The 25,736-nt window shown below is 39.5% G+C and carries 23 protein-coding genes and 2 tRNA genes; 10 read left to right on the top strand and 15 right to left on the bottom strand.

Translation table 11 applies throughout. The annotated features are described in order from the left end of the window. The first annotated feature begins 512 nt into the window (after window positions 1–512). Entirely contained in the window at window positions 513–2,936 is a 2,424-nt protein-coding gene (locus Q0976_RS18145) for a hypothetical protein (RefSeq protein WP_299495288.1), read from the top strand. A gap of 61 nt (window positions 2,937–2,997) precedes the next feature. Here Q0976_RS18145 and Q0976_RS18140 read toward each other — a convergent pair whose 3' ends face one another. The 5 genes from Q0976_RS18140 to dnaQ form a co-directional block, all read right to left on the bottom strand. Further along, window positions 2,998–3,129 carry a hypothetical protein gene (locus Q0976_RS18140; RefSeq protein WP_299495287.1) on the bottom strand — a complete coding sequence of 44 codons (132 nt, stop codon included), beginning with the start codon at window positions 3,127–3,129 and terminating at the stop codon, window positions 2,998–3,000. A 331-nt stretch (window positions 3,130–3,460) separates the two neighbouring features. Next, a tRNA-Asp gene (locus Q0976_RS18135) sits at window positions 3,461–3,537 on the bottom strand. Between the two features lie 53 nt (window positions 3,538–3,590). Continuing rightward, a tRNA-Asp gene (locus Q0976_RS18130) sits at window positions 3,591–3,667 on the bottom strand. A 178-nt stretch (window positions 3,668–3,845) separates the two neighbouring features. Further along, window positions 3,846–5,225: a TIGR03503 family protein gene (locus tag Q0976_RS18125; RefSeq protein ID WP_299495286.1), complete on the bottom strand. Its 1,380-nt coding sequence runs from the start codon at window positions 5,223–5,225 to the stop codon at window positions 3,846–3,848. Between the two features lie 69 nt (window positions 5,226–5,294). Next, complete coding sequence (dnaQ, locus tag Q0976_RS18120) at window positions 5,295–6,023, bottom strand: DNA polymerase III subunit epsilon (protein WP_299495285.1); 729 nt, start codon at window positions 6,021–6,023, stop codon at window positions 5,295–5,297. A 74-nt stretch (window positions 6,024–6,097) separates the two neighbouring features. On the opposite strand from dnaQ, the gene rnhA reads away from it, so the two are divergent. Further along, the gene (gene rnhA, locus Q0976_RS18115; RefSeq protein ID WP_299495284.1) at window positions 6,098–6,571 is read left to right on the top strand and encodes a ribonuclease HI; all 474 of its coding nucleotides are present in this window, start codon (window positions 6,098–6,100) and stop codon (window positions 6,569–6,571) included. Here the strand turns inward: rnhA and Q0976_RS18110 are convergent. Next, on the bottom strand, window positions 6,566–7,468 hold the full coding sequence (locus Q0976_RS18110; protein WP_299495283.1) for a LysR substrate-binding domain-containing protein: 903 nt from the start codon (window positions 7,466–7,468) through the stop codon (window positions 6,566–6,568). The genes rnhA and Q0976_RS18110 overlap by 6 nt on opposite strands. A 10-nt stretch (window positions 7,469–7,478) precedes the next feature. Beyond that, window positions 7,479–8,231: a class I SAM-dependent methyltransferase gene (locus Q0976_RS18105; RefSeq protein ID WP_299495282.1), complete on the bottom strand. Its 753-nt coding sequence runs from the start codon at window positions 8,229–8,231 to the stop codon at window positions 7,479–7,481. A gap of 175 nt (window positions 8,232–8,406) precedes the next feature. Here Q0976_RS18105 and gloB point away from each other — a divergent pair, with 175 nt between their 5' ends. Further along, the gene (gene gloB / locus Q0976_RS18100; protein ID WP_299495281.1) at window positions 8,407–9,198 is read left to right on the top strand and encodes a hydroxyacylglutathione hydrolase; all 792 of its coding nucleotides are present in this window, start codon (window positions 8,407–8,409) and stop codon (window positions 9,196–9,198) included. An 89-nt stretch (window positions 9,199–9,287) separates the two neighbouring features. Further along, window positions 9,288–10,841: a LysM peptidoglycan-binding domain-containing protein gene (locus tag Q0976_RS18095; protein ID WP_299495280.1), complete on the top strand. Its 1,554-nt coding sequence runs from the start codon at window positions 9,288–9,290 to the stop codon at window positions 10,839–10,841. A 92-nt stretch (window positions 10,842–10,933) separates the two neighbouring features. On the opposite strand, the gene Q0976_RS18090 is transcribed toward Q0976_RS18095, so the two are convergent. From Q0976_RS18090 to Q0976_RS18080, 3 genes are read right to left on the bottom strand one after another with little or no spacing between them, the layout of a single operon-like run. After that, window positions 10,934–11,458, bottom strand: coding sequence for a BsuPI-related putative proteinase inhibitor (locus tag Q0976_RS18090; RefSeq protein WP_299495279.1), 525 nt, complete (start codon window positions 11,456–11,458; stop codon window positions 10,934–10,936). After that, complete coding sequence (locus tag Q0976_RS18085; RefSeq protein ID WP_299495278.1) at window positions 11,458–13,296, bottom strand: AsmA family protein; 1,839 nt, start codon at window positions 13,294–13,296, stop codon at window positions 11,458–11,460. Before Q0976_RS18085 ends, Q0976_RS18090 begins: the two co-directional genes overlap by 1 nt. Window positions 13,297–13,326: 30 nt before the next feature. Then, window positions 13,327–13,821 carry a putative 4-hydroxy-4-methyl-2-oxoglutarate aldolase gene (locus Q0976_RS18080; RefSeq protein ID WP_299495277.1) on the bottom strand — a complete coding sequence of 165 codons (495 nt, stop codon included), beginning with the start codon at window positions 13,819–13,821 and terminating at the stop codon, window positions 13,327–13,329. A 180-nt stretch (window positions 13,822–14,001) separates the two neighbouring features. Here Q0976_RS18080 and Q0976_RS18075 point away from each other — a divergent pair, with 180 nt between their 5' ends. Further along, window positions 14,002–14,322 carry a hypothetical protein gene (locus Q0976_RS18075; RefSeq protein ID WP_299495276.1) on the top strand — a complete coding sequence of 107 codons (321 nt, stop codon included), beginning with the start codon at window positions 14,002–14,004 and terminating at the stop codon, window positions 14,320–14,322. A 354-nt stretch (window positions 14,323–14,676) separates the two neighbouring features. Here Q0976_RS18075 and msrQ read toward each other — a convergent pair whose 3' ends face one another. Continuing rightward, on the bottom strand, window positions 14,677–15,294 hold the full coding sequence (msrQ, locus tag Q0976_RS18070) for a protein-methionine-sulfoxide reductase heme-binding subunit MsrQ (protein WP_299495275.1): 618 nt from the start codon (window positions 15,292–15,294) through the stop codon (window positions 14,677–14,679). After that, window positions 15,294–16,316: a protein-methionine-sulfoxide reductase catalytic subunit MsrP gene (gene msrP / locus Q0976_RS18065; protein WP_299495328.1), complete on the bottom strand. Its 1,023-nt coding sequence runs from the start codon at window positions 16,314–16,316 to the stop codon at window positions 15,294–15,296. Before msrP ends, msrQ begins: the two co-directional genes overlap by 1 nt. A gap of 223 nt (window positions 16,317–16,539) precedes the next feature. Here msrP and rmuC point away from each other — a divergent pair, with 223 nt between their 5' ends. Next, a complete protein-coding gene (rmuC, locus tag Q0976_RS18060) occupies window positions 16,540–18,030 on the top strand; it encodes a DNA recombination protein RmuC (RefSeq protein WP_299495274.1) in 1,491 nt (496 codons plus the stop codon). 304 nt (window positions 18,031–18,334) lie between these two features. Continuing rightward, window positions 18,335–20,305 carry a transglycosylase SLT domain-containing protein gene (locus Q0976_RS18055; protein WP_299495273.1) on the top strand — a complete coding sequence of 657 codons (1,971 nt, stop codon included), beginning with the start codon at window positions 18,335–18,337 and terminating at the stop codon, window positions 20,303–20,305. Between the two features lie 172 nt (window positions 20,306–20,477). Here Q0976_RS18055 and Q0976_RS18050 read toward each other — a convergent pair whose 3' ends face one another. Continuing rightward, window positions 20,478–20,765, bottom strand: a complete 288-nt coding sequence (locus tag Q0976_RS18050; RefSeq protein WP_299495272.1) for a YciI family protein — start codon at window positions 20,763–20,765, stop codon at window positions 20,478–20,480. A gap of 454 nt (window positions 20,766–21,219) precedes the next feature. Between Q0976_RS18050 and Q0976_RS18040 the strand changes: the two genes are divergently transcribed. The 3 genes from Q0976_RS18040 (at window position 21,220) to Q0976_RS18030 (ending at window position 23,800) form a co-directional block, all read left to right on the top strand. After that, the gene (locus Q0976_RS18040; protein WP_299495271.1) at window positions 21,220–21,567 is read left to right on the top strand and encodes a helix-turn-helix domain-containing protein; all 348 of its coding nucleotides are present in this window, start codon (window positions 21,220–21,222) and stop codon (window positions 21,565–21,567) included. Window positions 21,568–21,681: 114 nt separating this feature from the next. Beyond that, window positions 21,682–22,281 (top strand): TetR/AcrR family transcriptional regulator, encoded by a 600-nt coding sequence (locus Q0976_RS18035; protein ID WP_299495270.1) that lies wholly within the window; start codon window positions 21,682–21,684, stop codon window positions 22,279–22,281. Window positions 22,282–22,450: 169 nt separating this feature from the next. Next, entirely contained in the window at window positions 22,451–23,800 is a 1,350-nt protein-coding gene (locus tag Q0976_RS18030) for an NADH:flavin oxidoreductase/NADH oxidase family protein (protein ID WP_299495269.1), read from the top strand. Between the two features lie 244 nt (window positions 23,801–24,044). Here the strand turns inward: Q0976_RS18030 and chrA are convergent, their stop codons facing one another. Together chrA and Q0976_RS18020 are read right to left on the bottom strand one after the other, a co-directional pair. Then, window positions 24,045–25,256, bottom strand: a complete 1,212-nt coding sequence (gene chrA, locus Q0976_RS18025) for a chromate efflux transporter (RefSeq protein ID WP_299495268.1) — start codon at window positions 25,254–25,256, stop codon at window positions 24,045–24,047. Window positions 25,257–25,555: 299 nt separating this feature from the next. After that, window positions 25,556–25,736: hypothetical protein (locus Q0976_RS18020; RefSeq protein ID WP_299495267.1), on the bottom strand; the 181-nt coding region annotated here is incomplete at its 5' end.

The following is a 25,736-nucleotide window of genomic DNA, read 5'->3' as shown; positions in this document are numbered from 1 at the left end:
AGTGATTTAAGTTACCGCCAAACAAACGTGTTTTAATCAAGGCGTCGTGCATGTAGCCTCGCCTGTTAAACCTTTTCTTTAATAAAGAAGAGGCCGACAACACAGAGTAAATCACGTTTAAATGGTTCCGGCTTTAATAAGAAAGTGAGGACAGCGTTTCGCTTACTGATGTATGGCCTTATGTCAATATTCACATCGATGTGAACACGACATTTGTTAACCTGATCTATATGGATATAGGAAATGTCTCTTATTGTCAGAATAACCAAGAGCTAAACATCAAACTGAGAAAATAGCATGACGTCTGGAAACAAAGCCGAGAATAACGACACAGCATAAGCTTTACCTTATATAAAGCGCTCAAGAATTACTGTGTAAATCATCACAAAAGATCAATCGCCCCTAGCCTTATTTCTTCAAATGATCGTATTTACATTTTAGTACGATCTTCATATTCCAATAATCTAAATGCACTTACAAAAAAACCTCAAGCCATATCAGAAGGAATGTCTATGCGCACCTTATTACCGACTCGCTTATTGACCCCATATAAGCTCCCCACACGCCGACTATCGACAAGTTTATTGGCCACCAGCTTATTGTTTAGTGTACAGTCACAAGCAAACAATTGGACCGATTTTCATGGCTTAACAGAGCCCACTTCACTGCCTCAACATTTTTCAGAACACACCTATTCGATCACTTCAACAGCTATGATTGTTGCTGATTTACATATAAATTTATCAGATGTCTTAAGTGATCCACTGATTGGCTCAAAAAAACCAACCAGCATCGTTATTGTCGCCGATACAATTAGCGTGCCCAATCATTTTCTACTCCCATTAAAAAACCAATCTTTATTCATTTTTGCACGACAAATTAATGGAGAAGGCAATGGCACCATAACATTAGACAGCGATCCCCAAAGCAATGAAATGGTGGGTATATTTACTCAAGAGTTAACGGCAAGTTTGAGCACTCTCGCCATCCAATCTGACGGCCATTACGATCTTACGCCTCTTCAAGCCAGCCCATTAGGTCAAGGTCAACTGATCACACAACTAACGGGTCAACATCAAACTCAACACATTAGCGGGGACTTAAGTGGCTACCTTCAACTCAACCTTGAAGGCTATCAAACTGTCTTTGAAAAAAGTTTTGATATGGCTGCCTCAATGTATGATCAAGATCCCACTTTAAGTTTGAACATGCTTTCATGGTTAGAAAGCCACCTCAGATTATCTCCCACTGTATTACAAGATAATCCTTTTATTGCAAATCTCTATCTGCAAACCGCTAACCTAAAACAATTCATTGAGTTTTCCAGCCAAAGTGAAAACTATGTTCCTTATTTGGACAGGCAGCTATACCAAGCCACCTATGCCAGTTATTTAGATACGATGCAAGATTATCAGAGTCAATATGAACGTTTTGTTGATCAAAGTAAAACTGCCAATGTGCGAAAAGTTGAAGCAGAGCTCATGCTAGACAACATGGAAGATGCTATTCGTGCTGAAGCGGCTATTGCAGATCAAGCGGTACTCAATATTACCGAATTAGAAAATGCACTTGCCAATATTAAACAAGAATTTTCTGCCCAAGAGTCCAGTGTTTTCTCCGCCCGCTCAGCCTTCCTTATTGGCCTTGAGAATTGGAAAACAAAACAAGAATTACAAGTTGCCTTAGAAGTCTTTACCGCAGTGAGTTCTATTGGATCGGCCATGGCGGGCGCATTTGTCGGTAATGTCGAAGGACTCAATTCATTAGCTGCAGATATTCCTGATACAGCCGTACAATTAACAGAGCTAGCTCTCAAAATAAAGCTAGTGGCAGGTGTACTTGAAAAAGTCACAGGAGCCGTCAATGGCATGGCCAGTCTCACCACGACAGTAAAACGTGATCTCCTCTATGATAAAGTCGCAGACAGTTTTGAAAACTTAACCTTTAATATTCCTTCATTGCATGAAAGTAATAATGCTTGGGAAGTCTTATTGATTGATGTTCGCTCTCACCTTCGCTGGGCCAGTAGTCTAGGTGTTGTGGGGGCAGCAGGTTACTTGGCTGAACTTGAGAAACTCATCGTTTATGGTAAATCAATTAATGCGATACAAATCGATATTGCTCAAGAACAATCTCGCCTAGTCGAATTATTAATTGCGGCTGAAGTCAATAAAAATCACCTCACACGCATTGAAAGCTTGCTGGCAAATATTGAGGATGAACAAAGCGCTTTACTTGAACTTGAAACTCTTTTTTATCGTAACTTAAACAGTCTAAAACGCCCTATGTTTGTTGCACTTGCAAACTATGAAGCCGCATTTCGATATTGGGGGTTAAATGAGAGTCAGGTCAGCCCTTCTCTAAATAAAGATTACTTAGAATATAAACTTGATTTAGCCACACTCGATGATGAGTATACTCAAGCGCTTAATCGATTTACGCCTTCACCACAAAATTTCTACATCAACAGCATTGAGATCACCGATCCTCAACAATTAGCTGATTTTGCTGCTGATGGCTCATTGAGTGTACATATAAGCCAAGAGCATAGCGCATTTAGCTTATTCGATAGAGTACGTTTAAGCACAATAAGAGTGGTCTTACAAGGCAGTCAACTACCTATTAACACAGACTACTTTATTGATATTGAGAGTAATGGAGAGTATCAAGATCGCTGGCAAGACAATGAATATACGTTTAATGCCAATCCTCTTTATCGTTTATTCGGTTATGAACTCCTTGATACCAGTCCAACTTCTAATCAATATAACCTCATTACAGATGGTAGCATTGCTGATCAATTCAGCTTTGCTTATTTCGAACCCACTCCCTTCTCCACCTGGTCTTTTTCATTAAGAGAGCCCAGTAACATTGATTTAAGTTTAGTCGATAGCATTCATATTGAATTTATGGGTAATGCTATTCCTAAAAACTAATATCATTTTTTCACAATAATAAACTCAAAAATGTTAAAACGTCCATAAATGGAGTCAGTTATCAAGCATAACCACCTTCAATATAGTCATTATGTTGGTGAATGAGTACGGCATAGACCGTGAGCTTACGAACGCTAAGCTGAGGCGGATGTACCCGCAACGTCACAACAACAAACATTAATAAATACGACAAACATGAAAAAGCCCTAACATTGCTGTTAGGGCTTATCGAAATGTTGTGAAGCGGACTTGCTCTTTATGACAACCCAACCCGCGGCCCCCGGCGTGACAGGCCGACTTTCTCTAATAAAAAGCCTTAAAATCCCCAAGGATAGGGTGACTGTTGAATAATGTATGGAACAATACCTGCACAACTGAACTCTTATCAGGGCTGAGAACTGCATGGAGGCACTGATGTCATGTAGAGCATGGATGCTTAATAGTGGCCGCTCTTTTAATTTTCTTTTATTTTTGAATCCAATACGAAAAAGCCCTAACATTTCTGTTAGGGCTTGTCGATGTATTGGCGGAGCGGACGGGACTCGAACCCGCGACCCCCGGCGTGACAGGCCGGTATTCTAACCAACTGAACTACCGCTCCAATTTTTCACTAATAGACATAAATCGATTAATATAAAATTTGGTTAACTTGACTGGCGGAGCGGACGGGACTCGAACCCGCGACCCCCGGCGTGACAGGCCGGTATTCTAACCAACTGAACTACCGCTCCACATCAAGTTGCAGCGAATAATACGGATGTGAGCCCTAAGCGTCAATGACTTTTTTAACCTAAGCCTTTCAATCACTCAAAAAACAACCAAGACGAATAAATTTAGAACAAAACAATGTAAATCGACTACCAATAATACAGCTTAGCTTTATTCATTTCATTAACTAAGCTGCCCAGTCTAGAATTTGCCATCAGGCAAGGTTAAATCTATCTCATCGAGCATCATGCTCATTTCCGTTTGGCTCTGCCTAAAACCTCGCTGTTGAGCAAGCTTGGCTTTAATGGCTTGCTTACGTCTATACCACCAACCAAAAATAATCCCCACAAGTAATAATAACGTGACATTCCCCGCAATAATCCACATTAATGCTCGACGTTTAGCCATTTCCTCCGCTATCACAGCATGCTCTAAATTCACCGCCATCAATTCTTCAGATGTTAAATGAGGTGGAAGTTGGATCAAATTAAAAAATAATGCTGGCAGTGTTAAATAGATTTCTCTACGGGCAGTTGAATGATTAGGCTGCCTAGCCCCCCTCTTTTTCACTGTACTGACAGCAGTCACATTGACACGGTACCCTCCAAGTTGAGTGACTTTAGGGAGTTTTATCGATGTCAGCCCCTCAACAATATTTTTTATTTCAACAACTTTTCTAATGCCTGTCGGTCCAATTATCTCCAACATCACTTGTGTGTTTGCCAAAGAAAGAACCGTATCATCGACATCAAGTAACACACTTCTTTCCACGTCACTAGAAGAAAGTTCAGATATAAAATGAACATTGATGGGTCTTTTCGATAACCTAAACGCGAGTTGATGTACTCGTTCAAAAATCGCGTTATACATCCTCACCTCAAAAATATAATCTCCCCAAGCTTGATTAAAGTCCAGTAAACTTGTAAATACGCCGTCATCTGGCGCTTCATCAAACGCTTCTCCATTATCTAAATATTGACCGACATCAATACTGCCCAACGCAAAATTTTCATCTCGCGAGTCTCCAGCACTCATAAAGCGTGCTTGCCATTTGATAAGGTAATCAAGCCCAGGTAAACGCAACCTATCACTCTCATTGGTCAAAGAAGCGGTTAATTTTAAACGCTCCCCTTGAAAAACGGGTTGCGGAATAGGATCGATTTGAATCGATAAATCAGACACTTTAGTGATCGTCGATCCCGGATTAATTTGCCCTAACAACTGCCAAGGTCCAGGCATAGGATCTGCAATAATAATCATATCTCCTGCTTGTCCCTGTGCCCACTTGACGTGTGTCGGATGGTGATCAGCATACCATTTATGTCCATCCGGTAAGACAATCACCACAGGTGCTGAACCAAACTCTCTTTGCACAAATAAGGTCAATCCAGACACTTTATGATCAATTCTAAATCGATTCTTTAATTCACTTGCATTTTCAACCCTTTTCTCACCAAATACATGGGCATCAAGCTGATGGGGCTCACTAGAAGACGCAAAGCTTAGCCCGGTCTCAATTGAGCATAATAAAAAAATAATAAAACAGTAAACATGTCGTCTTCCCTTTAAACTGCTATCCATAACCACTCACTTCTTCTGTTCACCAATAAAGCATCGTTACAGGCTAATATTACTCACAACAGCTGAACATTATTCTCGCCAAATACACCCACCCGCTTTAGCCACAATATCCAGTCGATTTTCGTGAGCAGATAATTCATCTTCAGCCGCTAAAATCACATTTAATGCGGCACGCTGAGTACTCAAGCGATTAATTCCACCGGATTCTTGACCCGCTTTTTCATTGGATAAATTAAACTTGGTCTGTCCACCTGTCATGAGCAGATAAACATCCGCTAAGATTTCAGCATCGAGTAATGCACCGTGTAATTCACGACGGGAGTTATCAATGCCATAGCGTTTACACAATGCGTCAAGGTTATTTTTCTGGCCTGGATGCAAAAATTTTGCTACCGCAAGAGAATCCACCACTTGGCAAATATCAGCCGTTTTTGGCCCCATTGGCTGCAGTAATGAAAACTCATGATCCATAAAGCTCACATCAAAGTTAGCATTATGAGCGACGATTTCTGCCCCATCAATAAACTCAATAAAACGCTGAGCAACTTGATAAAAACTCGGTTTATCTGCCACAAACTCATCGGTGATCCCATGTACCTTAATGGCATCCTCATCAATCAGTTGATGAGGATTAATATATTCATGGAAATGCCTTCCGGTTAACCGTCTGTCAATCACTTCGACGCAACCCACTTCAATAATTCGATGACCAAGGTAAATGGCCCCTCCACCTTGGTTCATCCCTGTCGTTTCCGTATCTAAGATAACTTGGCGTTTTGCAGTGGAAATGATATTCATAAAATTTTTTACACTATTAAAATCAATTTAAGTACAATGCTCAGCGAGCCAATAATGACTATGGTATCAATTCGATGACCCAACTGAAACAACTCTCTATATATACTGATGGTTCTTGCCTAGGAAACCCAGGCCCTGGCGGGTATGGCATAGTGATGAAATATAAGTCACATGTCAAAGAAATTGCGGAAGGTTTCGCATTAACCACAAACAATCGCATGGAATTATTAGCCCCAATCATTGCCATTGAGGCATTGAAAGAACCTTGCAAGATTATTTTAACCAGCGACAGTCAATATATGCGCCAAGGGATCACGCAATGGATCCATGGTTGGAAGCGCAAAGGTTGGCTCACCGCAAGTAAACAACCCGTAAAGAATGTAGATCTTTGGAAACGGTTAGACAATGCTATTTTGCCGCACGATATCGATTGGCGCTGGGTAAAAGGGCACAGTGGTCATAGTGATAATGAGCGCTGTGATACCTTAGCGAGGCAAGCCGCAGAAGCCAACCCAATACAAAAAGACATAGGCTATAATCCATTATGAATAAGCCCCTAACCGCAAAAAGTCATCACAAAAGCGCATAAAAGTATTGGCTAACACTGTAAACTGGCAATCTTTATGCTTAATTCGATAAAATTGCCGCTCAAGTACCAAGCCTTTTACTTGGATCACACCGAAATCTTTACGTGCTAACTCTTTTTCTAAAGTAAGTTCTGATAATACACCCAGCCCTCCACCTTGCTTCACTGCTTGCTTCACCGCATCAGAAGAAGAAAACCTGAATTTTTCAATGGGCTGTATATCCAATTGATGCGCGGCATTGATAAAATATTCTCGAGTCCCCGAGCCTTCTTCTCGCATAACCCAAGGGAATGGAGTGATCTCTCCCGCATTAACCTTTTTTCCTGCTAATGGGTGAGCTGGGTGACAAAAAACCAATAATTTATCTTTATACCAAGCTTCGACCTCTAAACGGCTATCAACACACGCCCCTTCAATAAAGCCCACCTCACTATCGAAATTAAGCACAGCTCCAATCACACTTCGAGTATTTTCTATATTCACATCAACATTTGCTGCAGTGTGTTGCTGACAAAATGCGACTGCGCTCTTAGCAAGTAAATAGTTCCCAATGGTTGAGCTAGCACTGATCCTTAATGCGCCCGATAAAGGATTTTGTTGTTGAGTGAAAAGTTGCTCTATATGATTGATACCTTGGATAGATTGAGTGGCTAAGGGTAATAATAATCGTCCTTGAGCATTTAAATGTAATCGATTACCCACCCGCTCAAATAAACGAGCATTAAGTTGTTTTTCTAATTCTGACAACGCCATTGATGTTGCTGGCGCCGATAAGTTAATGGAAAGAGCTGCCTTAGCCACTTGCCCGCTACGAGCAACAGCCTCAAATACCATCAATTGTTTCAATGTTATACGCATTACATCATTCTTATTTTTGAAGTGATTCTTTCTCGGATAACGAGGAAGCAGGTCTCGCTCGACCAGCGGTTGCCGGACGCCACTTAGGCTGCTTTACGGCTTTTTTTACTTGTAATGGCGTTAATGGCACCTCAAGCTTTCTTGCCACAATGACATATACACTGCCACTACTGGGCAACCATGATTTTAATCTTTGTTGCCAAAATTGTTTCTTATGCGTCATTCGGCTCAATAAATGGTGATGGATCATTCGCTCATCACTAACCACTTGGTAACCTAATACCCCTAACCAATCCTTTACTCTGTAAGGTGTAAAGAAACGCCCACTCCATGGCAAAGTATGTTGATATTGAGATAATAATTTTCCAACAAATAAAGGGCTAATCGGATTAAAACCCACAATAATTAAATACCCACCAGCAATTAATACTCTATCTATCTCTCTTAATAAACGATAAGGATCTGGATTAAATTCCAATAGAAAGTTCATGATAACCGCATCAACTGCCGTATTTTGGATCGGCAAATGCGTCAACTCAGCCATAATATCGGCCGTCGGGGCATCATACAGAGAATACTGGTTCTGAATCGATAAGCCAGCCTTATCCATATCGGCGCTGAGGGAACCGAGATTCAGCAAATAATAACCAAATATTCTTGGCCACCAAGACATTAATGCCTGCTCAACGGTAAAACGAATTGACTCTCCGTTAGGCAGTTCGCTCCACTTTGTAGGGGGAAACACCGTAGAATGCTGCAACAAAAGTCACCTCCAACTCCATTTTCATATTCCTATCATAACCCTAATTATTCAGATTTGTCGGTACTTCTAACTAAAAAAAGAAAAACAAGCCAATTCAGTGCCCCTATTTCGCTATACAAAAGCACTCACCTGTTATTACAATAGCAAACACCCTTTGCTCACATTGCAGACTGCCATGTTAACTATTATTCCACTTCCCGCTTTTGACGATAATTATATTTGGCTCATTAAACAAGATGATAACCCTTCAGTCTATGTTATCGATCCTGGCGATGCTAACGTTGTCATTCGTTATCTTCAGCAACACCAACTGAACTTAGCTGGGATCTTAATTACCCACCATCACATCGACCATGTTGGTGGCATAACTGCACTTAACGCTTTTACCAAACAGCACAATAATAATGTCCCCATTGCGGTTTATGGCCCTGCAACAGAAAACATTGAGGGAATAAATCAACCCATTTATAACGAAAAAAACATGACGTTAAAAAACCTAAACATTGAGGTCAATATCTTTGCAATTCCAGGCCACACATTAGGCCATATAGCCTATTTAATCGGTGATAATTTATTTTGTGGTGATACGTTATTCAGCGCAGGGTGTGGACGTTTATTTGAAGGCACGCCTGAGCAAATGCATTCCTCTTTAACGACATTAAGCCAATTACCTGATGATACAAAAGTGTTTTGCACTCATGAGTATACTTTAGCAAACCTGAAGTTTGCGCTTTTAGTTGATCCGAATAATATCGATCTGCAACGCTATCAGGAACAAGTCGCCATACAAAGACAAAACAATCAACCTTCATTACCTTCTACCATTGGACTAGAGCGCAAAATCAACCCTTTTCTGCGCTGCCATTTCGATACAATTCAACACGCAATTCAACAGAAATTCCAGCAATTACCCCTTAAAGAAAGCACGTTTTTTGCGCTATTACGTCAATGGAAGGACACAGTCTAAAAAATACTATACAATGCAGCGCTATTCGAGTCCCCAAGAACCAATGAAGTTACAGTGTTTGGGACCTTAATTGAGGATAAATGTTTTCCATGCGCGCACCTTACATTATTATTGCAGGGGGGTTTTCTCTGCTAACGGGTTGTCAATCATTAGACTCTGTTAAACCCGTGACAGCTGAAACGGCAACACAGTATTCAGCCGTTCCAATTGTGACACAAGAAGGCCAACAAGCCATGACTTCCCCCGTTGCTATTACCGATGTTTGGCAACGGATCAGGTTAAATATGCACTTAACGGTGCCCGATAATAAATTAGTCAATCAATATCGAAATTGGTATATCAAGCATCCCAAGCACTTAGAACGCATTTCTGAACGTGCCACGCCTTTTTTATATCTTATTGTTAACGAAATACAAAAACGCGATCTTCCTATGGAGTTAGCATTACTGCCTGTGGTAGAAAGCGCCTTCGATCCTTTTGCTTATTCTGCTGGAGCAGCATCGGGGTTATGGCAATTCACCTCCCCAATGGCTAAATACTTCGGTTTAAAGATGAATTGGTGGTATGACGGCAGACGTGATGTGCCTGCTGCAACCGTGGCCGCCCTTGATATGATGGAATATTTGTATAAAAAAACCAATCAAAACTGGTTATATGCCATTGCCGCTTATAATACGGGCGAAGGTCGAGTCTTAAATGCCGTTAAACGCAATAAACGTAAAGGCCTATCTGCAGACTTTTGGTCCCTTGATTTGCCTACTGAAACAGAACGTTATGTGCCACAATTGCTTGCATTAGCCGATGTGATAAAAAATGCTGATAAATATGGTATAAAGCTAAAACCCATTAAAAACCAGCCTCAGATAGAAGTTGTGAATGTTGGCGATCAAATCGACCTTGCGGTTGCTGCTAATTTAGCAGACATGTCGACATCCGCACTGCATAAACTCAACCCAGGATTCAATCGATGGGCAACAGCGCCCCAAGGTCCGCATCAACTGGTCTTGCCTATTAGTAAAGCAAAGCACTTTAAACAAGCCTTATCTCAAACTGAGCCTGATGATAGGTTGAACTGGGAAAGGTATAAAGTGAAATCAGGTGACAGTTTAGGCAAGATTGCTAAACATTATCGAACCACTATCGGCGCACTTAAAGCGGTCAATGACATCAAGGGCACAACCATAGTTGCAGGGAAATACTTATTAATCCCCATTGCAGCACAAAACCCAAAGCAATATGCCCTATCATTAGAACAACGCACCAGCCGTAAACAGAATCGTAAACGTGCGTCTGCAAAAATCAACTATCAAGTCAAATCAGGCGATTCATTTTGGAAAATTGCACGCAACTATAAGGTCAAAGTATCACAATTAGCCAGCTGGAATAATATGTCCCCTAGGGATCGACTTAAAATAGGTCAAAAACTGGTTATTTGGACATCTGATGGCCGTACTAGCGCTAATTCGATTATGAGAACCGTACGTTATAAGGTAAGAAGTGGTGACTCACTCGCACGAATAGCCAGTAAATTTAATGTTAGTGTCAACCAGTTGGTCAAATGGAATGCACTTGAAAAGCAAAAATATATCCAACCAGGTCAGATGCTGAAATTGTATGTCGATATGACAAAAGTAAGAACCTAATACTTTACTCTTCATGGTCAATATAAAAAACGCGCTTCTCTATGAAGCGCGTTTTTTATCACTCTTTACTGCAATAAATGACTCAGCAGTATTCAGCCTTTAAAAGATACTTTTTGGCTTACTTTACCCATCACTTTCTTTTTCGACTCCGTAGCCTTACCGGCAAAAACAGCTTGCAAAGTGTAATCATTACCCCACAAGGTCTTCATCAGTTTCATTGGTATGTCAAATGTCACCTTCATACTCTTCCCTGAAGCCAATACCGTTTCTCTTAATGCTTGAGTGAACATCATCTGTTCTGACCATGTCCAAATTTTTTGTCCTTTATCATTATAAAGGTATAAATCCCCTCTTTTACCTGAAGAAAAAAGCAACGGCACTCCATAAGATTGAGGATTCGTCACCTCTAATACAACAACTAAAGATTGATCTTTCTCAATATGAGCAGGTAGGATCAGCTTCCCTGTCAGTAAAGTCGCTTGCTTTTCCGAAGCCAATTTATCCTTCATATCGGGTTTACTCACACTCACTCCTCCTTGAGAAATGGGATCACTGATACTTGGCGCACATCCAAACATGGATAATGAGCATAATAATACCCAAGCCTTTTTTGTCATTACAGTCCTCCTAGTTTATCCAACAATTTATCTTTTAATTTTTTTTCTAGTTTGTCGGCTTCCTGTTTCACCTTTCCTTTTAACAAAGCATCGGTGTCTAATGCAAATTTAGGCGCACTAACAGTACCTGTAATTTTAAGAGGGATATCAATCCCCTTTAAGGTATTGCTTCCTTGGCCCCCTTGCCCTTCTAATGAACCAACCACTTTAGTCAACAATTGATAATCCAAAGCCTGTGTCACAATATTCACACTACCTTGTCCATTAATACGAATTAAAGGTGATGCCATGATTAAATCATCATTACTCACCACCCCTTTAGCAATATTAAAGCTCCCTGTTAAACGAGTAAAATCAGTTTTTTTCTCTTCATTGCCGGCAGTCACATTAGCCCCAGTGAGCTTAGCCTGAGCTTGTCGTAACATTTGAGGGATATTAATACCATAAAGTGCACCATCGACGACTTCAAATTTTCCAGATGCAATCAAATTCTGCTTAATATTATCAGGGATAAAGCTTGAGCCTTTCCCTTCAATGCTTAAATTTGTTAATCCCGCTAATAATCCCACATCCGCCGCATCTTGAAGCAATGGTCTAATTTCAACACCTGTAATGCTTTTCTTAAAAGAATAACGCGGTATTGCTTGTTGGGCATCTAAGCTTGCGCTCGCCACTAACTGGCCTTTATACAGATCAGCAGTTAAAGAGCGCATATTCAAGATCCCATTTTGTAATTGGGCCTTCATATTCCAATTAGTCGATTTAAGATTATTCATCTTCACTGACTTGATAGTCACTTCGGCATTAACATTCACTTTCTTTAAAGCAGATAAATCAGGCTCTTTTAACTGTTCTTTAGGAGCTTCTTTTGACTGTTTAGATGCATTTTTCGTGTCGGCTGACATCGCAGCAGATAAGGTATCGACATTCAGTTCATCAAAGTCTAATTTAATCGCCAAATCTGGTATTTTTTTACCATAATTAGCATCAATATTGGCCGAGCCATGTAAATCCATGGCAGCAATATCATTCATTCCTAAGCTTAATGACTTGTTTTTTAAATCGACAGCCACTTGCAGTATCAACTCAAGTGGAAAAGCGGGCTTATCACTGCCTATTGTCTTTATCTCATTCTTAATTTCCAGATCTTTCACTTTCACATTTTGCATCTGCTTATCAAGTCTTACAGCCCCTTGACCTTCACTTTTTAATACCATATCAGGGAGTTTTGCAGTCAATTCATAATCAATGGTCGCAAATTCACCTAATTGGAAACGACCTAAGGTCAATTCATTCAATGAAAAAACTTGTTCGCTGTTTGTTTGCTGATTAACCATTAATACTTGGCTATTTGTGATGGCAATACCACCAATCTCTAACCGCGATATATTCGCCGCCATATCGGCCTTTGACGATGTATCGGTACTTCCCGACTGCGCTTCATTTGTACTGGTTAATCCATCTAAACCTGAATGCCCATCGGCTTGGGTTTCTAGAATAAAAGTCAAACCATCCAGTTTTAGTTGTTGGACAATAACGGCCTTTTGCAATAAAGGTAACAGCTCAACATCTGCAACAGCTTCGCGAACTTGTAACATCTGTGGGTATTCAAATCCCTGTGGGTTAGAAAGACTAATCCCACCTAACTTTATGCCCATATGAGGAAAAAACGTCCAAGTTAAATCATCCTTAATGCTCAACTGACGTCCGGTTTTTTCTTTTACAAACTCGATGATTTGGGGTTTAAAGTCATTTGGATTGAAAAATAAACTAATATAAGCTGCAAAAGCAACACACAAAATAAATAACGCAATAACAAGCCATTTTATTACTTTCATTAGAGGTTCCATTCAATTAAAAACAAAAAATTATTCAGTCAGTACCGATAAGTCTATCGCTCTTGGTGATAATGCGACACCATTCGCATCTGCGTATACCCACATTTTAGGCTGAATATTGATCCCCGCAATCTCTAAACTAACATTAATATCGCCTTTACCTCGTTTTTGTGTCTTCATCGGATGCGTTCCTAGTGCATGAACGCCTAGATCCAATGTTCTTATACACATCACATCTCTAATATTGCCATTCACGATAACCCCTTCCCATTCATTTTCTAGCGCTGATTTTGCAATCATATCCCCTAGTAATGCCTTTGATGAACCTTGGCCATCCACGACTAACACTTTTCCTTTTCCATTTTTCGATAATACCGACTTCACTTTAGAGTTATCGTCAATGCATTGCACTGTGACCACTTCACCATAGAAAATGACTTTCTTTCCGTAAGAAAAGAACCTTATTGGCAATAACGTTAGCCCATCAGAATAATGATCAAATAAATCAGGGAGCAAATCTAACATTGAGGCATCCATTCGCGGTATTTTCAAACAGATTACGCCTTGTCTAAACGCAAAACAAGAATCAAAAGAAGTTTCTTGTTAAAAAGATAATAAGAAAGGCTTTAAGAATGGAAAAATACCCTTTATAATGAGAGAAATTTTATCTCGTCCACACATTCACCTAAAGTTAAGTGATCCCAAATGAACAATAATTTAGATTTAGAAGATGCTATCGCGGCATTAGATCAATATAACTACGATAAAAAACGAACTAGTGATTTAGAACAAGCTAGAAATAAAGCCCAAATGAAAAAATATATTTCTTCATTAGATTTTAATTTACGTCGACTACAGATATTACAAGATTCAGTAAATGAATTGGTAGAAGAAGAAAAAGAGCAAATTGCACAACAAGAAAATATTCAAACTTACAAAACCAAGATAATTAACTTATCACGCCAACTCAATTTGTCATATGAACAAGTTGTTCTGATAATGAAACAGCAAGAAGAAAGTGTCTAACATTATCTGTTAACTTTGGTGAAACACATTAACTAGCTTATTTAAATCAATATGTTTTAGGGATTCTGCGTCAGTATATTGAACTTCTTTATCGAATGCCCATCAAGAGAACTTAGCTCATTTTGATTACTTCATTTTCTTTATCATTAAAATGAGTATGGTATTTGGAACATATTATAATAGCAGGCTTTATATTATAGACACTCTCTCGTCTGTAGCTTTCAAACATGAGAATAAAGCTTTATTCTCATGTTGTGGCGATTAAGTTAATGATAATTAATTATCCTGGTAACTCAAATAAACTCCTCGTTTTTAAAGATTACCGTGTATAAAATGAACAACCACAATAAAGAACTAATCTGGTACTCTTGCTTTTTTTATACTCAGTATATTAAATTTTTTATAGCGCAAACATAAAAGAAAAAATAATCCTGATAAATACAAACTAGGCTCAATAATTTCAGACTTCACAGACCAATAAAAATGAATGGGCACTAAAGCTGCAACGGCATAAACCCAATTATGCAATCGTTGCCAATAATGACGCATTTTTTTTTGTATCAAAGTAAAAGATGTCAACGCTAATGCCATCAATAAGATATAGGCGATTAACCCTACAATTATGTAAGGTCTTTTCACTATCTCACTCGCAAATAAAGACCATTCAAACAGTAAATCGAGACTCAAAAATGCCAATACATGTAAGCTGGCATAACTAAATGTATACAGCCCGACTAACCGCCTTATCCTTAATAAACTTCCCAATTTAAAAAACTTTGCCGCAGGGGAAATAAGTAACGTTAATATTAAGCTATTAATAGCCCCCATTCCTGTAAAGTGAATAATATATTGAACAGGATCTCCTCCGGCATTACCATTCAATACTTCCACAAGCAAATACAGCAATGGCAAAATACCCACTAAATGCGCTATTAACTTTATCAGCATGATTTGCTTAGTTGATAGACGCATTAAAAATTCACCTTTAAATTAAGCCCTTTGTACAAAGGCCCTACAATGTCTCCATAGCCATTAAAAGGCAGAGTGTTAATTCGCTTCGCCGAAAATAATCCACCTTGACCAATTCGTCTTTCGGTAGCTTGTGACCATCGAGGATGATCCACATTTGGATTGACGTTGGCATAAAAACCATACTCACTGGGGGCAAGACGATTCCAACTTGTTGGAGGTTGTCTATCCATCACCTTGATACGTACCACAGATTTAATACTTTTAAACCCGTATTTCCAAGGTACAACCAAGCGGATCGGTGCGCCATTTTGTGGAGGAAGTGTCTTTCCATATAATCCTACTGAAAGAAAGGTTAAATCTGTCATCGCTTCAGCTAACGTTAACCCTTCCACATACGGATAATCAATTCCGCCTCCAACAAAGCGATTTTTTTGCCCCGGCATTTGATTGGGATCATATAAGGTCTCAAAGGCCACATGTGTCGCCTTGCTTGTCACCCCTGCTTTTTTTAAAATATCTGCTAATGAAAAACCAATCCAAGGAATGACCATAGACCATGCTTCAACACATCTAAAATTATAAATACGTTCCTGTAACGGGAATAAGCTAAATAAAGTATCATAATCCAGTACCAAAGGCCTTTCAACTTCCCCTTCTATACGTAACTGCCAAGGGTTCACTTTAAAAGACTGGGCATGTTCAATCGGATCGGTTTTACTGGTTCCAAATTCATAGAAATTATTATGTGAAATGACTTTTGCTTCAGGTGTTGACTCACCATAAATCCACTTATTATATTCTGTCTGTTGTTCAAAATTCAGTGAGCTTTGTTTAAAAGCCGTATTAGACTTTTCATTACTGAATAAATCCCACAAACCTGCTTGAGCAGGTGTTGTCAATAACGCCCCTGTTCCCAACAAACCCAACTTTTTGACTAACTGACGCCTTTGTAAGTAAACGGACTCAGGCGTGATATCACTGTGACTGAATTTATCCCATAAAGGTTTTTTTTTAATTAACATCATCGCTCCTAATACATGAGGATCCTATTCCCGTTATAACAATAGACCGACGAATTAGATAAAAGTATTCATACCTCTGTTCAGCACAGGTTTATTTTTCCATCTTACTTGCAAATATTTAACAATAAAGTGCTCAAGAGAGCAGCAATTATCTATCCAAAGGCTTGCAGAGCATTACTGCCCATGTCACTCTATTCCCCTATCTATATAAAGAGTGATTTTTATGCCTGCTATAACCCTGTCTGCACTGTTAGCGTTCGTCCCATTTGTTGCTACCGCTTTATTATCTTTATTGATTGGCGCTTTATTAAATCAAATTAAGACTCGACGAAAATGGGAAACCGTTCGTGCGACTATGCAAGCAGACATGGAAAAAATACAATCCGACTTACAAGATGAAATCACCCAATATCAACAAACAATTAACGAGAAAGAAAATACGTTACAACAACAACAAAATAAATTGGAATGGCATTTATCTGAACTGGGAAAAGCCCATGCATTGAGTGAAAGAGTACCCACTTTAGAGCAACAAATCACCGATGCTCAACGCAAACAAATGGAAGCGCAATTAAGTTTGTCTAAAGCCAACGCCATGCAGCAAACATTAACGGCTAAATTTGAGGCTGAGCAGCAAGCATTACACGATAAAGTGGCTTTACTGGAAAATGCTGAGCATAGGTTAAAAACGCAGTTTGAAAACCTTGCCCATAAGATATTTGAAGAACGCAGTGAGAAACTTCAAACAAATAATGATACTCAGCTCAATCATGTACTGGCCCCTTTTAAGCAACAACTGGAAGGTTTTCGTGCACAAGTGCAAGCGTCTTATTCCCATGAACAAAGTGAACGAAATGCCTTAAAACACCAACTTGAGTCTCTCTCTCAACTCAATGTTAAAATGAGTCAAGATGCTGTTAATTTAACCAAAGCATTAAAGGGAGATAATAAACAACAGGGCAATTGGGGCGAAGTAATTTTAGAGCGTATTTTACAAGACAGTGGGCTCAGAGAAGGCCATGAATATCACACCCAACAAGATTTAAAAAATGAATCAGGAAAACGCTTCAAACCCGATGTTATTGTGCACTTACCTGATAATAAAGATGTGGTTATTGATGCCAAAATGACCCTCGTTGCCTATGAGCGCTATTTCAACAGTGATGATGAAACCATTCAAAACCAAGCGATTAAAGAACATATTATTGCTGTTCGTCAGCACATTAAAGGACTCAGTCAAAAAGACTATCAAACCTTACATGGTTTAAAAAGCTTAGATTATGTATTAATGTTCTTGCCTTTAGAGCCCGCATTCTTATTGGCACTTGAACATGATCCCAGCCTGATTAATTACGCGCTTGAACATAATATTATGCTTGTCAGCCCCACGAACCTATTAGTTGCACTGCGCACAATTAACAACATTTGGCGCTATGAATACCAAAATCAAAATGCACAAAATATTGCCAAACAAGCGGGTAAAATTTATGACAAGTTATGCGGCTATTTAGAAGATATGGAAAAACTCGGCCGAGCATTAGACAATGCGGATAAAACTTACCATCAAGCCATGAATAAACTTGCTTCTGGTAAAGGCAATGTGATCCGTCAAGCACACCAAATGCAGCAATTAGGCGTGCCAACCAGTAAGAAATTAGCCCCACAATTGCTCGACCAAGCTTTTATTAGCACTGAAAATGACACGCATAATTAAGCATTGTTAACAACATACGGGAAATATGATAAACAAGCCTATTTTTTGTTTATCATATTTGTCTATCACTTAAATGATCAACTCTCATGCCATCCCAATTAAAAAATAACAAGACAAAAGTGGCGCAACAGTCTATACGTATAAGCAAGGCAATAAAAGAGAGTGTTAGCTTCCTCAAACAGGGCGAGTCTTTCAATCATCAGTGGCCATCAAATAAACGCGGTACTCATGACTCGATGTCATAGCGTTGCTGATGCAATCATCTATGCTCCTTCACATTAGCGTATCATCACAGGGAGAAAATATGACACAACTGTTTTTTATTCGGTTATTGAGTCTCTTTTTTACCTTTGGGCTAAGTTTATCCAGCTATGCTCAATCTTTCACCCCCGAGCAAAATAATTATTTAGCGGCTCAAAAAGCCCTAGAAAAAAATCAAAAAAAGCGTTATGAAAGGCTTCGAGCTAATCTTGAAAACTACCCCCTTCATATTTATTTAGATTATCAATCACAAAGAAACACCTTAAGCACATTATCTGGTAAAAAAGCATTAACCATTATCAATCAATGGAAAAACACGCCTTTATACAACCGCGCTAGAGGGCGATATTTATCACAAGTGGGAATGGAGCAACGTTGGGCTGATTTTTTAGTTATTAGTCCTACAACGCCCAACAGTATCACTCTTCAATGCTATTTTTTTAGAGCACAGTTAGCGACAAACCACAAAAAAGTGGCCTACACTGGTGCTAAAGAGCTTTGGCAATGGGGCCGGTCTCGCCCTGAAGCTTGCGATCCTTTGTTTTCTGATTGGAAAAAAGCAGGTCAATTAACACAAGAGTTAATTTGGTCTCGTATGAAACTCGCGTTTTCAGCGGGTCAATACAGTTTACTGCAGTATTTAGCAAAACAGCTCACAAAGCACCCAAGTGAAGCTCAGCAACTGCTGGATGTCTACCGACGTCCAAGTCAAATCACGGCATTTTTTTCACTCGATACACCATTAAATGATATTAATTATTTAAATGAAGACGTTCTGTATTTAGGCTTACAAAAACTGTCGAAATACCATACAGATCAAGCTATATGGCTTTTTTCTCGCTATCAAGCACAGCAGGCTTTTACCGCACAAAAAGCACACAAATTACAACTTTCATTAATAAAGCGAGCCCTCATTGTTGAGAATGATAATTTAAAAGAGCATATCGATATACAGCTCCCAGTCTTAGCTGAACAGTACAAGCATACTCAGTCTTATCCTATCATTGATGATTTACTGGAACGCCGTATTCGTTGGGCAATTAAAGACAAAGATTGGCAACAAGTTGGTTTATATATTGGCTTATTAAGTCAAGCAAAGCAGAACAGTCCTAGATGGACCTATTGGCGGGCACGATTATTACAATATCATAATGCCCAGGACAAAACGGCAAAAAAACTCCTCGACAACCTCAGCCAACAACGCCACTTCTATGGCTACCTTTCAGCATTACAGCAAAATAAACCTTTTCAATTACAACATGAATCAACAAAAAGCCTCCCAAAATTAAGGGCTAAATTATCTCAAGATCCGGGACTCGCGAGAGTCACTGAACTCATGGCCATGAATAATAGCCGTGATGCTCGCAGCGAATGGTTAATGCTGCTCAATCGACACAATCAAGCGATGCAACAAGAATATGCCCTTTTCGCACTAGAAAATGAGTGGTTTAATTTAAGTATAGAAACCAGCATCAAAGCAAAAGTGTGGAATGATATGAATTTGCGCTTCCCCTACGCCGCAGGCCCTCATTTTTCAAAAGCGGCGACAACGCAACAAATCAACATTAATGAACTTAGGGCCATTGCTCGCCGAGAAAGCGCATTTAACCCCTATGCCACCTCCCATGCTGGTGCTAAAGGCTATATGCAATTAATGCCTGGCACTGCTAAATCAACGGCAAAAGCTGAAAAGGTGAATTATAAACAATCGCTTTTATATGATGAAGCATTCAATATTCAACTAGGTAGCGCTTACTACGCCAAGTTGAAAAAGACGTTTGACCAAAATAGGATCCTTGCCGCAGCCAGTTACAATGCAGGTCCTCACAGGGTCAAAAAATGGCTTAAGCAATCTCAAGGCCAACTTGATGCTGTCAGTTTTATTGAAACCATTCCCTATCAAGAAACACGTGAATATGTTCAAGCATTATTGAGTTATCGGGTTATCTATCAGCTAAAACAAAGCCAAAAACCCGATTTTCTGTCTCAGCGTGAAATTGAATTTCACTATTAACGAAAGCCCAGTTTCAATCCCTATAAACACTCGATAAAAAACGAGTGTTTATAGGCTATACCAACCTGAGTTCAGGTTAATGAGTGTAAAGCACCAAATAAATCATTAAAAATCAACTTATTGGCAATATTTCAGTTAGTTTCATTTAGCGATAATAGAATTGTTATTATTATCATGACAATGCGTTGACTTCGCCTAAGATATGACGATAGTCATTCGCCGCCATAACAGGTATAAATTCAGTTATTGTGTAACTGGCACTGCCGCTCTTGATAAAAGGATCTTCTGCTAGACAGCTTTCTAGTGCTTCACGACTTTCATGCTGAGAAATAATAATCCCACCGAAAATGCCATTAGTATCAGGTATTTTTCTCCCACCAAAAATTAAGTGATTTTTTTCATACTCAAGCGCAAGATAATTTCTGTGCAGTTGCCTTAATTCGGGGGTTATTACTTCCACATTGTTAAAATAGGGGCTGTTGAACTTTGGTGATTATTTCTGCAGCAGTTTGTGGGATCTTTATACAAGGCAGAGCTTATACGGTGTAGTTATTCTACATAAATGAGCGATAACGCTGTAAAAAGGCACCACAAACGCTGTCCGTAGGATCCGTCTAAGCGTGTTTTACTCTTTGTTGAGAGAAGCTTGCTTAGAGTGACTAGGCGTCACCTCTCCCGCCGCGATTAAAACACGCTTATACCGGACATAATTTAACCACGAAAGATCAACAGCCCCTAACTAAAAACATCTCGCACTTCCTTTTTAAATGAATATTATACAGCACTTTTTCACAACCAATGCTGCTACTATTTTAGAAGCATAACATTCCCCTTCTCCTAAATGCTACTTTTTTCGAAGCAAAAATGTTAAAATATTTACAATCACTCTCTTTTATATATTTCAAAAAATACTCATGATCACAAAAACAACCACTCCACTTCCCAATACGCCTGTTCGTGGTTCCCGCTCTGGTACCCCCATCATGGCGTTATTTGATCTACTGGGCCGAAAATGGAATATGAGGATCTTATGGCAACTCCGTGAGCAAGCACTCAACTTTAGAGCATTACAAGCCCAATGCGATACCATGTCACCTTCAGTATTAAATGACAGATTAAAACAGCTTACACAGGCAAAACTGTTAACATCGACCCCCCTTGGCTATCAATTAACCCCTTTGGGGCATTCGTTAATGCACACCTTAGATCCTTTGCGTGATTGGGCAAAGACATGGCAGCAAGACACAAGGAATGAGGAATGAGTGACGCTTATTCCTATATCGTAAAGTTCTATCAGTTTGATATTTAAGTGCACTATATAACAGTACAAAAAATAAGACTTCCATTAAAAGACGATCGGTCATATACTTTATTCCATGCCCAGACCTAGACGTAGTGACTCAACACGAGACGCATTAATTCAAACAGGAATTACTCAACTATCAGCCTATGGCTATCACGGCACCGGTATTAAACAAGTATTGGATATTGTGAAGGTACCTAAAGGCTCATTTTATAATTTCTTTAGCAGCAAAGATGCCTTTGTCGCTGAATTGATCCAGACTTATAGTCAGGATCTCATCGCTCAAATTACTCAGTTTGTTCAAACAGGGGGAAATGAACCTAATACACTCGATAAACTTAAAGTCATCACTCTGTTTACTTTAGATAAATTTGAAGAAGTCCATTATACTCATAGCTGCTTAATTGCCACTATTTCAGCCGATATCGATCATAATCAACCTCTATCTCTCAGAATACTTAACCAATCTATTGAACGTTGCCAAACGCTATTTAGTAGGCTTTTTAAGCAAGCCCAAGAAGAAGGTACTATCCGCCAAGATCTGCATGCCGAGCAAATAGCAAACCTCTATTGGTCTAGTTGGCAAGGCACTTTAATCAGAATGCGCATATCCAAAAACAAAACTGAAGCGAAAGATTGCATGATGCAACTCTTTAATATCATAAGTATTTAATCTGAAATATCTTTTTAAACGAGTAAAGTAGGGTTGAAAAACATCTTGGACTGTTTATCACCCAATTAAAAGACGACCGGTCTAATGTTTATTGTTTTTAGTCATGATCATTAGACCGCCTTATCACACTTATAACAATAACAATTTGACACATTCAAATGGAGTGAAAATGCAAAATACACAAGTGAGCAGCCATGAGCGAATAAACAGCCATGAGCCGATAAACAGCCATGAGCCGATAAACAGCCATGAGCTAAACAGCCTTAAGTCAATTAAGGCAAATTCCCCTCAAGCCCCACTCACACTTAACTCACCTTTTACATTAAACTGCGGACAAGTCATTCAAAATCGATTGTTTAAATCTGCCATGAGTGAACAACTGGGTAATAGCACCCATAACCCAACGACGGGATTAAACACACTTTATCGTCGCTGGGCTCAAGGTGGTATAGGCTTAGCGATAACAGGCAATATCATGATCGACAGGGCCGCATTAGGTGAGCCTAAAAATGTCGTACTGGATGAACTATCTGATCTTTCAGCTTTTAAAGCATGGGCTAAAGCAGGGCAAAATCACCATACTCAATTGTGGACTCAATTAAACCATCCAGGTAAACAAATCCCCAAATTTATCTGTAACACCCCCGTAGCCCCGTCAGCTATCCCACTTGAACAAGGTTTAGAAAAAGGCTTCAATACCCCTAGAGCATTAACTGACAAAGAGATCCAGAGTATTATCCAAAAGTTTGCGACAAGCGCTGCATTATCAAAACAAGCTGGTTTCAGTGGCATACAAATTCATGGTGCCCATGGCTATTTAGTCAGTCAATTCCTTTCTCCCAAACATAATCAACGCCAAGATAAATGGGGAGGGACAATTGAAAATCGTATGCGTTTTGTATTGGCGGTCTATCAGGCTATTCGTGAGCAAGTGGGAAAAACATTCCCCATTGGTATCAAGCTCAATTCAGCTGATTTCATGAAAGGGGGCTTTACCGAAGAAGACTCTATGACTGTTGTTCAGGCACTCGGAGAAGCTGGAATTGATTTAATTGAAATTTCAGGTGGCACCTATGAAAGCCCTTCAATGATGGGCCATAAGGCCAAAACGTCTACCTACGCTCGAGAAGCCTATTTTATCGACTATATAGAAAAAGCCAGACGGATCACCAACACACCATTAGTATTAACAGGCGGCTTTCGCTCAGCAAAAGGCATGCAGGCAGCATTGGATACGGGAGCAACTGATTTTATTGGACTTGCACGTACAACCGCTATCGATCCTGACTTCCCTCATAAATTAATGTCCGATATACACCATGAGCAAGCCTTAAAAAGATTAACGACTGGTATCCCTACCATTGACAAAATAGCCATGCTCAATATTACTTGGTATGAACAACAACTCGCACAAATGGCAAAAGGTAACCCGCCCAATCCTAAACTCAGTGAATGGAAAACCTTTTTTAGCGTTTTATTCAATGCCGGACTTTATGCCTTTAAAAAACGCAGAATATAATCAACCTGAACTCGGGTTAAGCAGTGTCGATAAATATCGGCACTTAGCAAAAAGTAAAATAAATAAAAATAAGTGCCATATTTAAATATCATTAAATCTCTATCTGGCACTCATTATTCTGAGTTCATGTTACAGTATTATCTTATTCAGCCCAATGTCTCTGGTCTTTTAAGCTTTAGCTGTTTCCCCTTGCCAGTCTGCTGATAGCTGAGATTTTTAACCTCTATTTCACCTATCAAGCCAGTCATACCAATTCCATTATATGAGTGATCCCCAGACTCAATGTCACACAAAGCAGCACCACATATAGAGGCGAACATTTTAACAACCTTAATAGGGTAAAGCCCATTACCACAATGGCAAAATCCACTTTAGTTTGCACGCCAGAGATAAAAATAGGATCAAATAACGCAGCAACTAGCAACCCAACAACCGCAGCATTAATACCTTGCACGCCATAATGAATATTAGGGTAATGGCACAGGCGCTGCCACCAAGGTAAAATAGCAGAAATAAGCAAAAAACCCGGTAAAAAAATAAATAGCAATGCTATAAAAGACACCAACCATGGTGAATACGCTGTGGGGATAATAGCGCCTAAATAAGCCGAAAAAGCAAACATAGGGCCAGGGATCGCTTGTGAAGCACCATAACCTGCCAAAAAGTCAGCTTCTGTCACCCAGCCCGTATTCACAACTCCAGTCTCCAGTAATGGCAGGACAATATGACCACCACCAAACACCATCGATCCAACTTGATAGAATACTGCAGCAATATGCCCTAAGATTGTCGACTGAGAAAATACGGTCAGCAGCAAAAATAAAACAAGAAAGATTGAAAATAAAAATAGCCCCATAAAACGGCCGTAAGAGACATGAACAATTGATTCTGATGTCATAGCCCCGTCTCGACAAAAAAGCAGCCCAGCTATTGCACCAGCAAAAACAACAATTAATTGAGCCCCAATCCAATTTAGTAGCATCAAACTGACGACAGCGAAAACCGCAATCATTTTTCTTCTTAAATCAGGACACAGTTTGTTAGCCATATCCAACACCGCATCAGCTACCACCACACACGCTACCAACTTCAACCCATGAATAATCGCTTCTCCAGCCACATTGGACAGTAATGGCAGAATTGTGGCAAAACCAAGTAGCAATAATACTGAAGGTAACGTAAAAGCAATAAACGCGACTATTGCCCCTAGCCATCCCGCACGAATAAGACCTAAAGCAAAACCGAGTTGGCTACTGGCTGGCCCAGGAAGAAATTGACATATGGCTAATAATTGGCTGAACTGACTATCATTCACCCAACCTTGCCTTACCACACACTCTTTTCGAAAATAGCCTAAATGGGCTATAGGTCCACCAAATGAAGTCAAACCCAGTTTTAAAAATGTCATAAAAACAGAGAATATACTGCCCCTATTCATTGGTGCCTCATGACTCATAATACTTCTGTCTCTGGTCTTGTTGAGATGAATATCTTATTTTAGTCTCATTCCATGACACTTGTATGATCGATTAAATCCAGAACCAATCCAAAGTCATACCATTTATTCATTTGTTCTTAATGCAATTGAGCAGGTATGAGATTGAATGCGTCAGCAATTTTGATGACTATTGTCTCGCTAATCGGTTTTTCAAAGATTACCAAGACATTGTTGATAGTGTTTATCATGCTTGAAATGCGTTTAGCGAGAGGGCGAAAGGATCACGTAAATGTGTTCAAGAGATTGGGCAAAGTTGATCAGTTAGTTTTCCAGATTGGTATTAGTTTTCCAGATTGGTATGAAACATGCTCTGCATGTACTTTTCCTATTTCCCCATGTGAGAGTGTCATTTCCGCCAAATAAAAAAGCCCTAGCATTTCTGCTAGGGCTTTCGTTTTATTTGGCGTCTGGAAATGACCTACTCTCACATGGGGAGAC

The organism is uncultured Shewanella sp. (assembly GCF_947501665.1).
GTDB lineage: Bacteria > Pseudomonadota > Gammaproteobacteria > Enterobacterales > Shewanellaceae > Shewanella.
Note: the sequence above shows the minus strand (reverse complement) of the source record. Positions and strands in the feature narration are given on the sequence as shown.

Excerpts from the sequence above, each read along its gene's own strand:
- rmuC (WP_299495274.1), top strand. The coding sequence starts at position 16,540 with ATGCCTGCTATAACCCTGTCTGCACTGTTAGCGTTCGTCCCATTTGTT.
- Q0976_RS18085 (WP_299495278.1), bottom strand. The coding sequence starts at position 13,296 with ATGAAAGTAATAAAATGGCTTGTTATTGCGTTATTTATTTTGTGTGTT.
- Q0976_RS18080 (WP_299495277.1), bottom strand. The coding sequence starts at position 13,821 with ATGTTAGATTTGCTCCCTGATTTATTTGATCATTATTCTGATGGGCTA.
- Q0976_RS18110 (WP_299495283.1), bottom strand. The coding sequence starts at position 7,468 with ATGCGTATAACATTGAAACAATTGATGGTATTTGAGGCTGTTGCTCGT.
- Q0976_RS18035 (WP_299495270.1), top strand. The coding sequence starts at position 21,682 with ATGCCCAGACCTAGACGTAGTGACTCAACACGAGACGCATTAATTCAA.
- Q0976_RS18090 (WP_299495279.1), bottom strand. The coding sequence starts at position 11,458 with ATGACAAAAAAGGCTTGGGTATTATTATGCTCATTATCCATGTTTGGA.
- dnaQ (WP_299495285.1), bottom strand. The coding sequence starts at position 6,023 with ATGAATATCATTTCCACTGCAAAACGCCAAGTTATCTTAGATACGGAA.
- Q0976_RS18040 (WP_299495271.1), top strand. The coding sequence starts at position 21,220 with ATGATCACAAAAACAACCACTCCACTTCCCAATACGCCTGTTCGTGGT.
- gloB (WP_299495281.1), top strand. The coding sequence starts at position 8,407 with ATGTTAACTATTATTCCACTTCCCGCTTTTGACGATAATTATATTTGG.
- chrA (WP_299495268.1), bottom strand. The coding sequence starts at position 25,256 with ATGAGTCATGAGGCACCAATGAATAGGGGCAGTATATTCTCTGTTTTT.
- msrQ (WP_299495275.1), bottom strand. The coding sequence starts at position 15,294 with ATGCGTCTATCAACTAAGCAAATCATGCTGATAAAGTTAATAGCGCAT.
- Q0976_RS18145 (WP_299495288.1), top strand. The coding sequence starts at position 513 with ATGCGCACCTTATTACCGACTCGCTTATTGACCCCATATAAGCTCCCC.
- rnhA (WP_299495284.1), top strand. The coding sequence starts at position 6,098 with ATGACCCAACTGAAACAACTCTCTATATATACTGATGGTTCTTGCCTA.
- Q0976_RS18055 (WP_299495273.1), top strand. The coding sequence starts at position 18,335 with ATGACACAACTGTTTTTTATTCGGTTATTGAGTCTCTTTTTTACCTTT.
- Q0976_RS18095 (WP_299495280.1), top strand. The coding sequence starts at position 9,288 with ATGCGCGCACCTTACATTATTATTGCAGGGGGGTTTTCTCTGCTAACG.
- msrP (WP_299495328.1), bottom strand. The coding sequence starts at position 16,316 with ATGTTAATTAAAAAAAAACCTTTATGGGATAAATTCAGTCACAGTGAT.
- Q0976_RS18030 (WP_299495269.1), top strand. The coding sequence starts at position 22,451 with ATGCAAAATACACAAGTGAGCAGCCATGAGCGAATAAACAGCCATGAG.
- Q0976_RS18125 (WP_299495286.1), bottom strand. The coding sequence starts at position 5,225 with ATGGATAGCAGTTTAAAGGGAAGACGACATGTTTACTGTTTTATTATT.
- Q0976_RS18075 (WP_299495276.1), top strand. The coding sequence starts at position 14,002 with ATGAACAATAATTTAGATTTAGAAGATGCTATCGCGGCATTAGATCAA.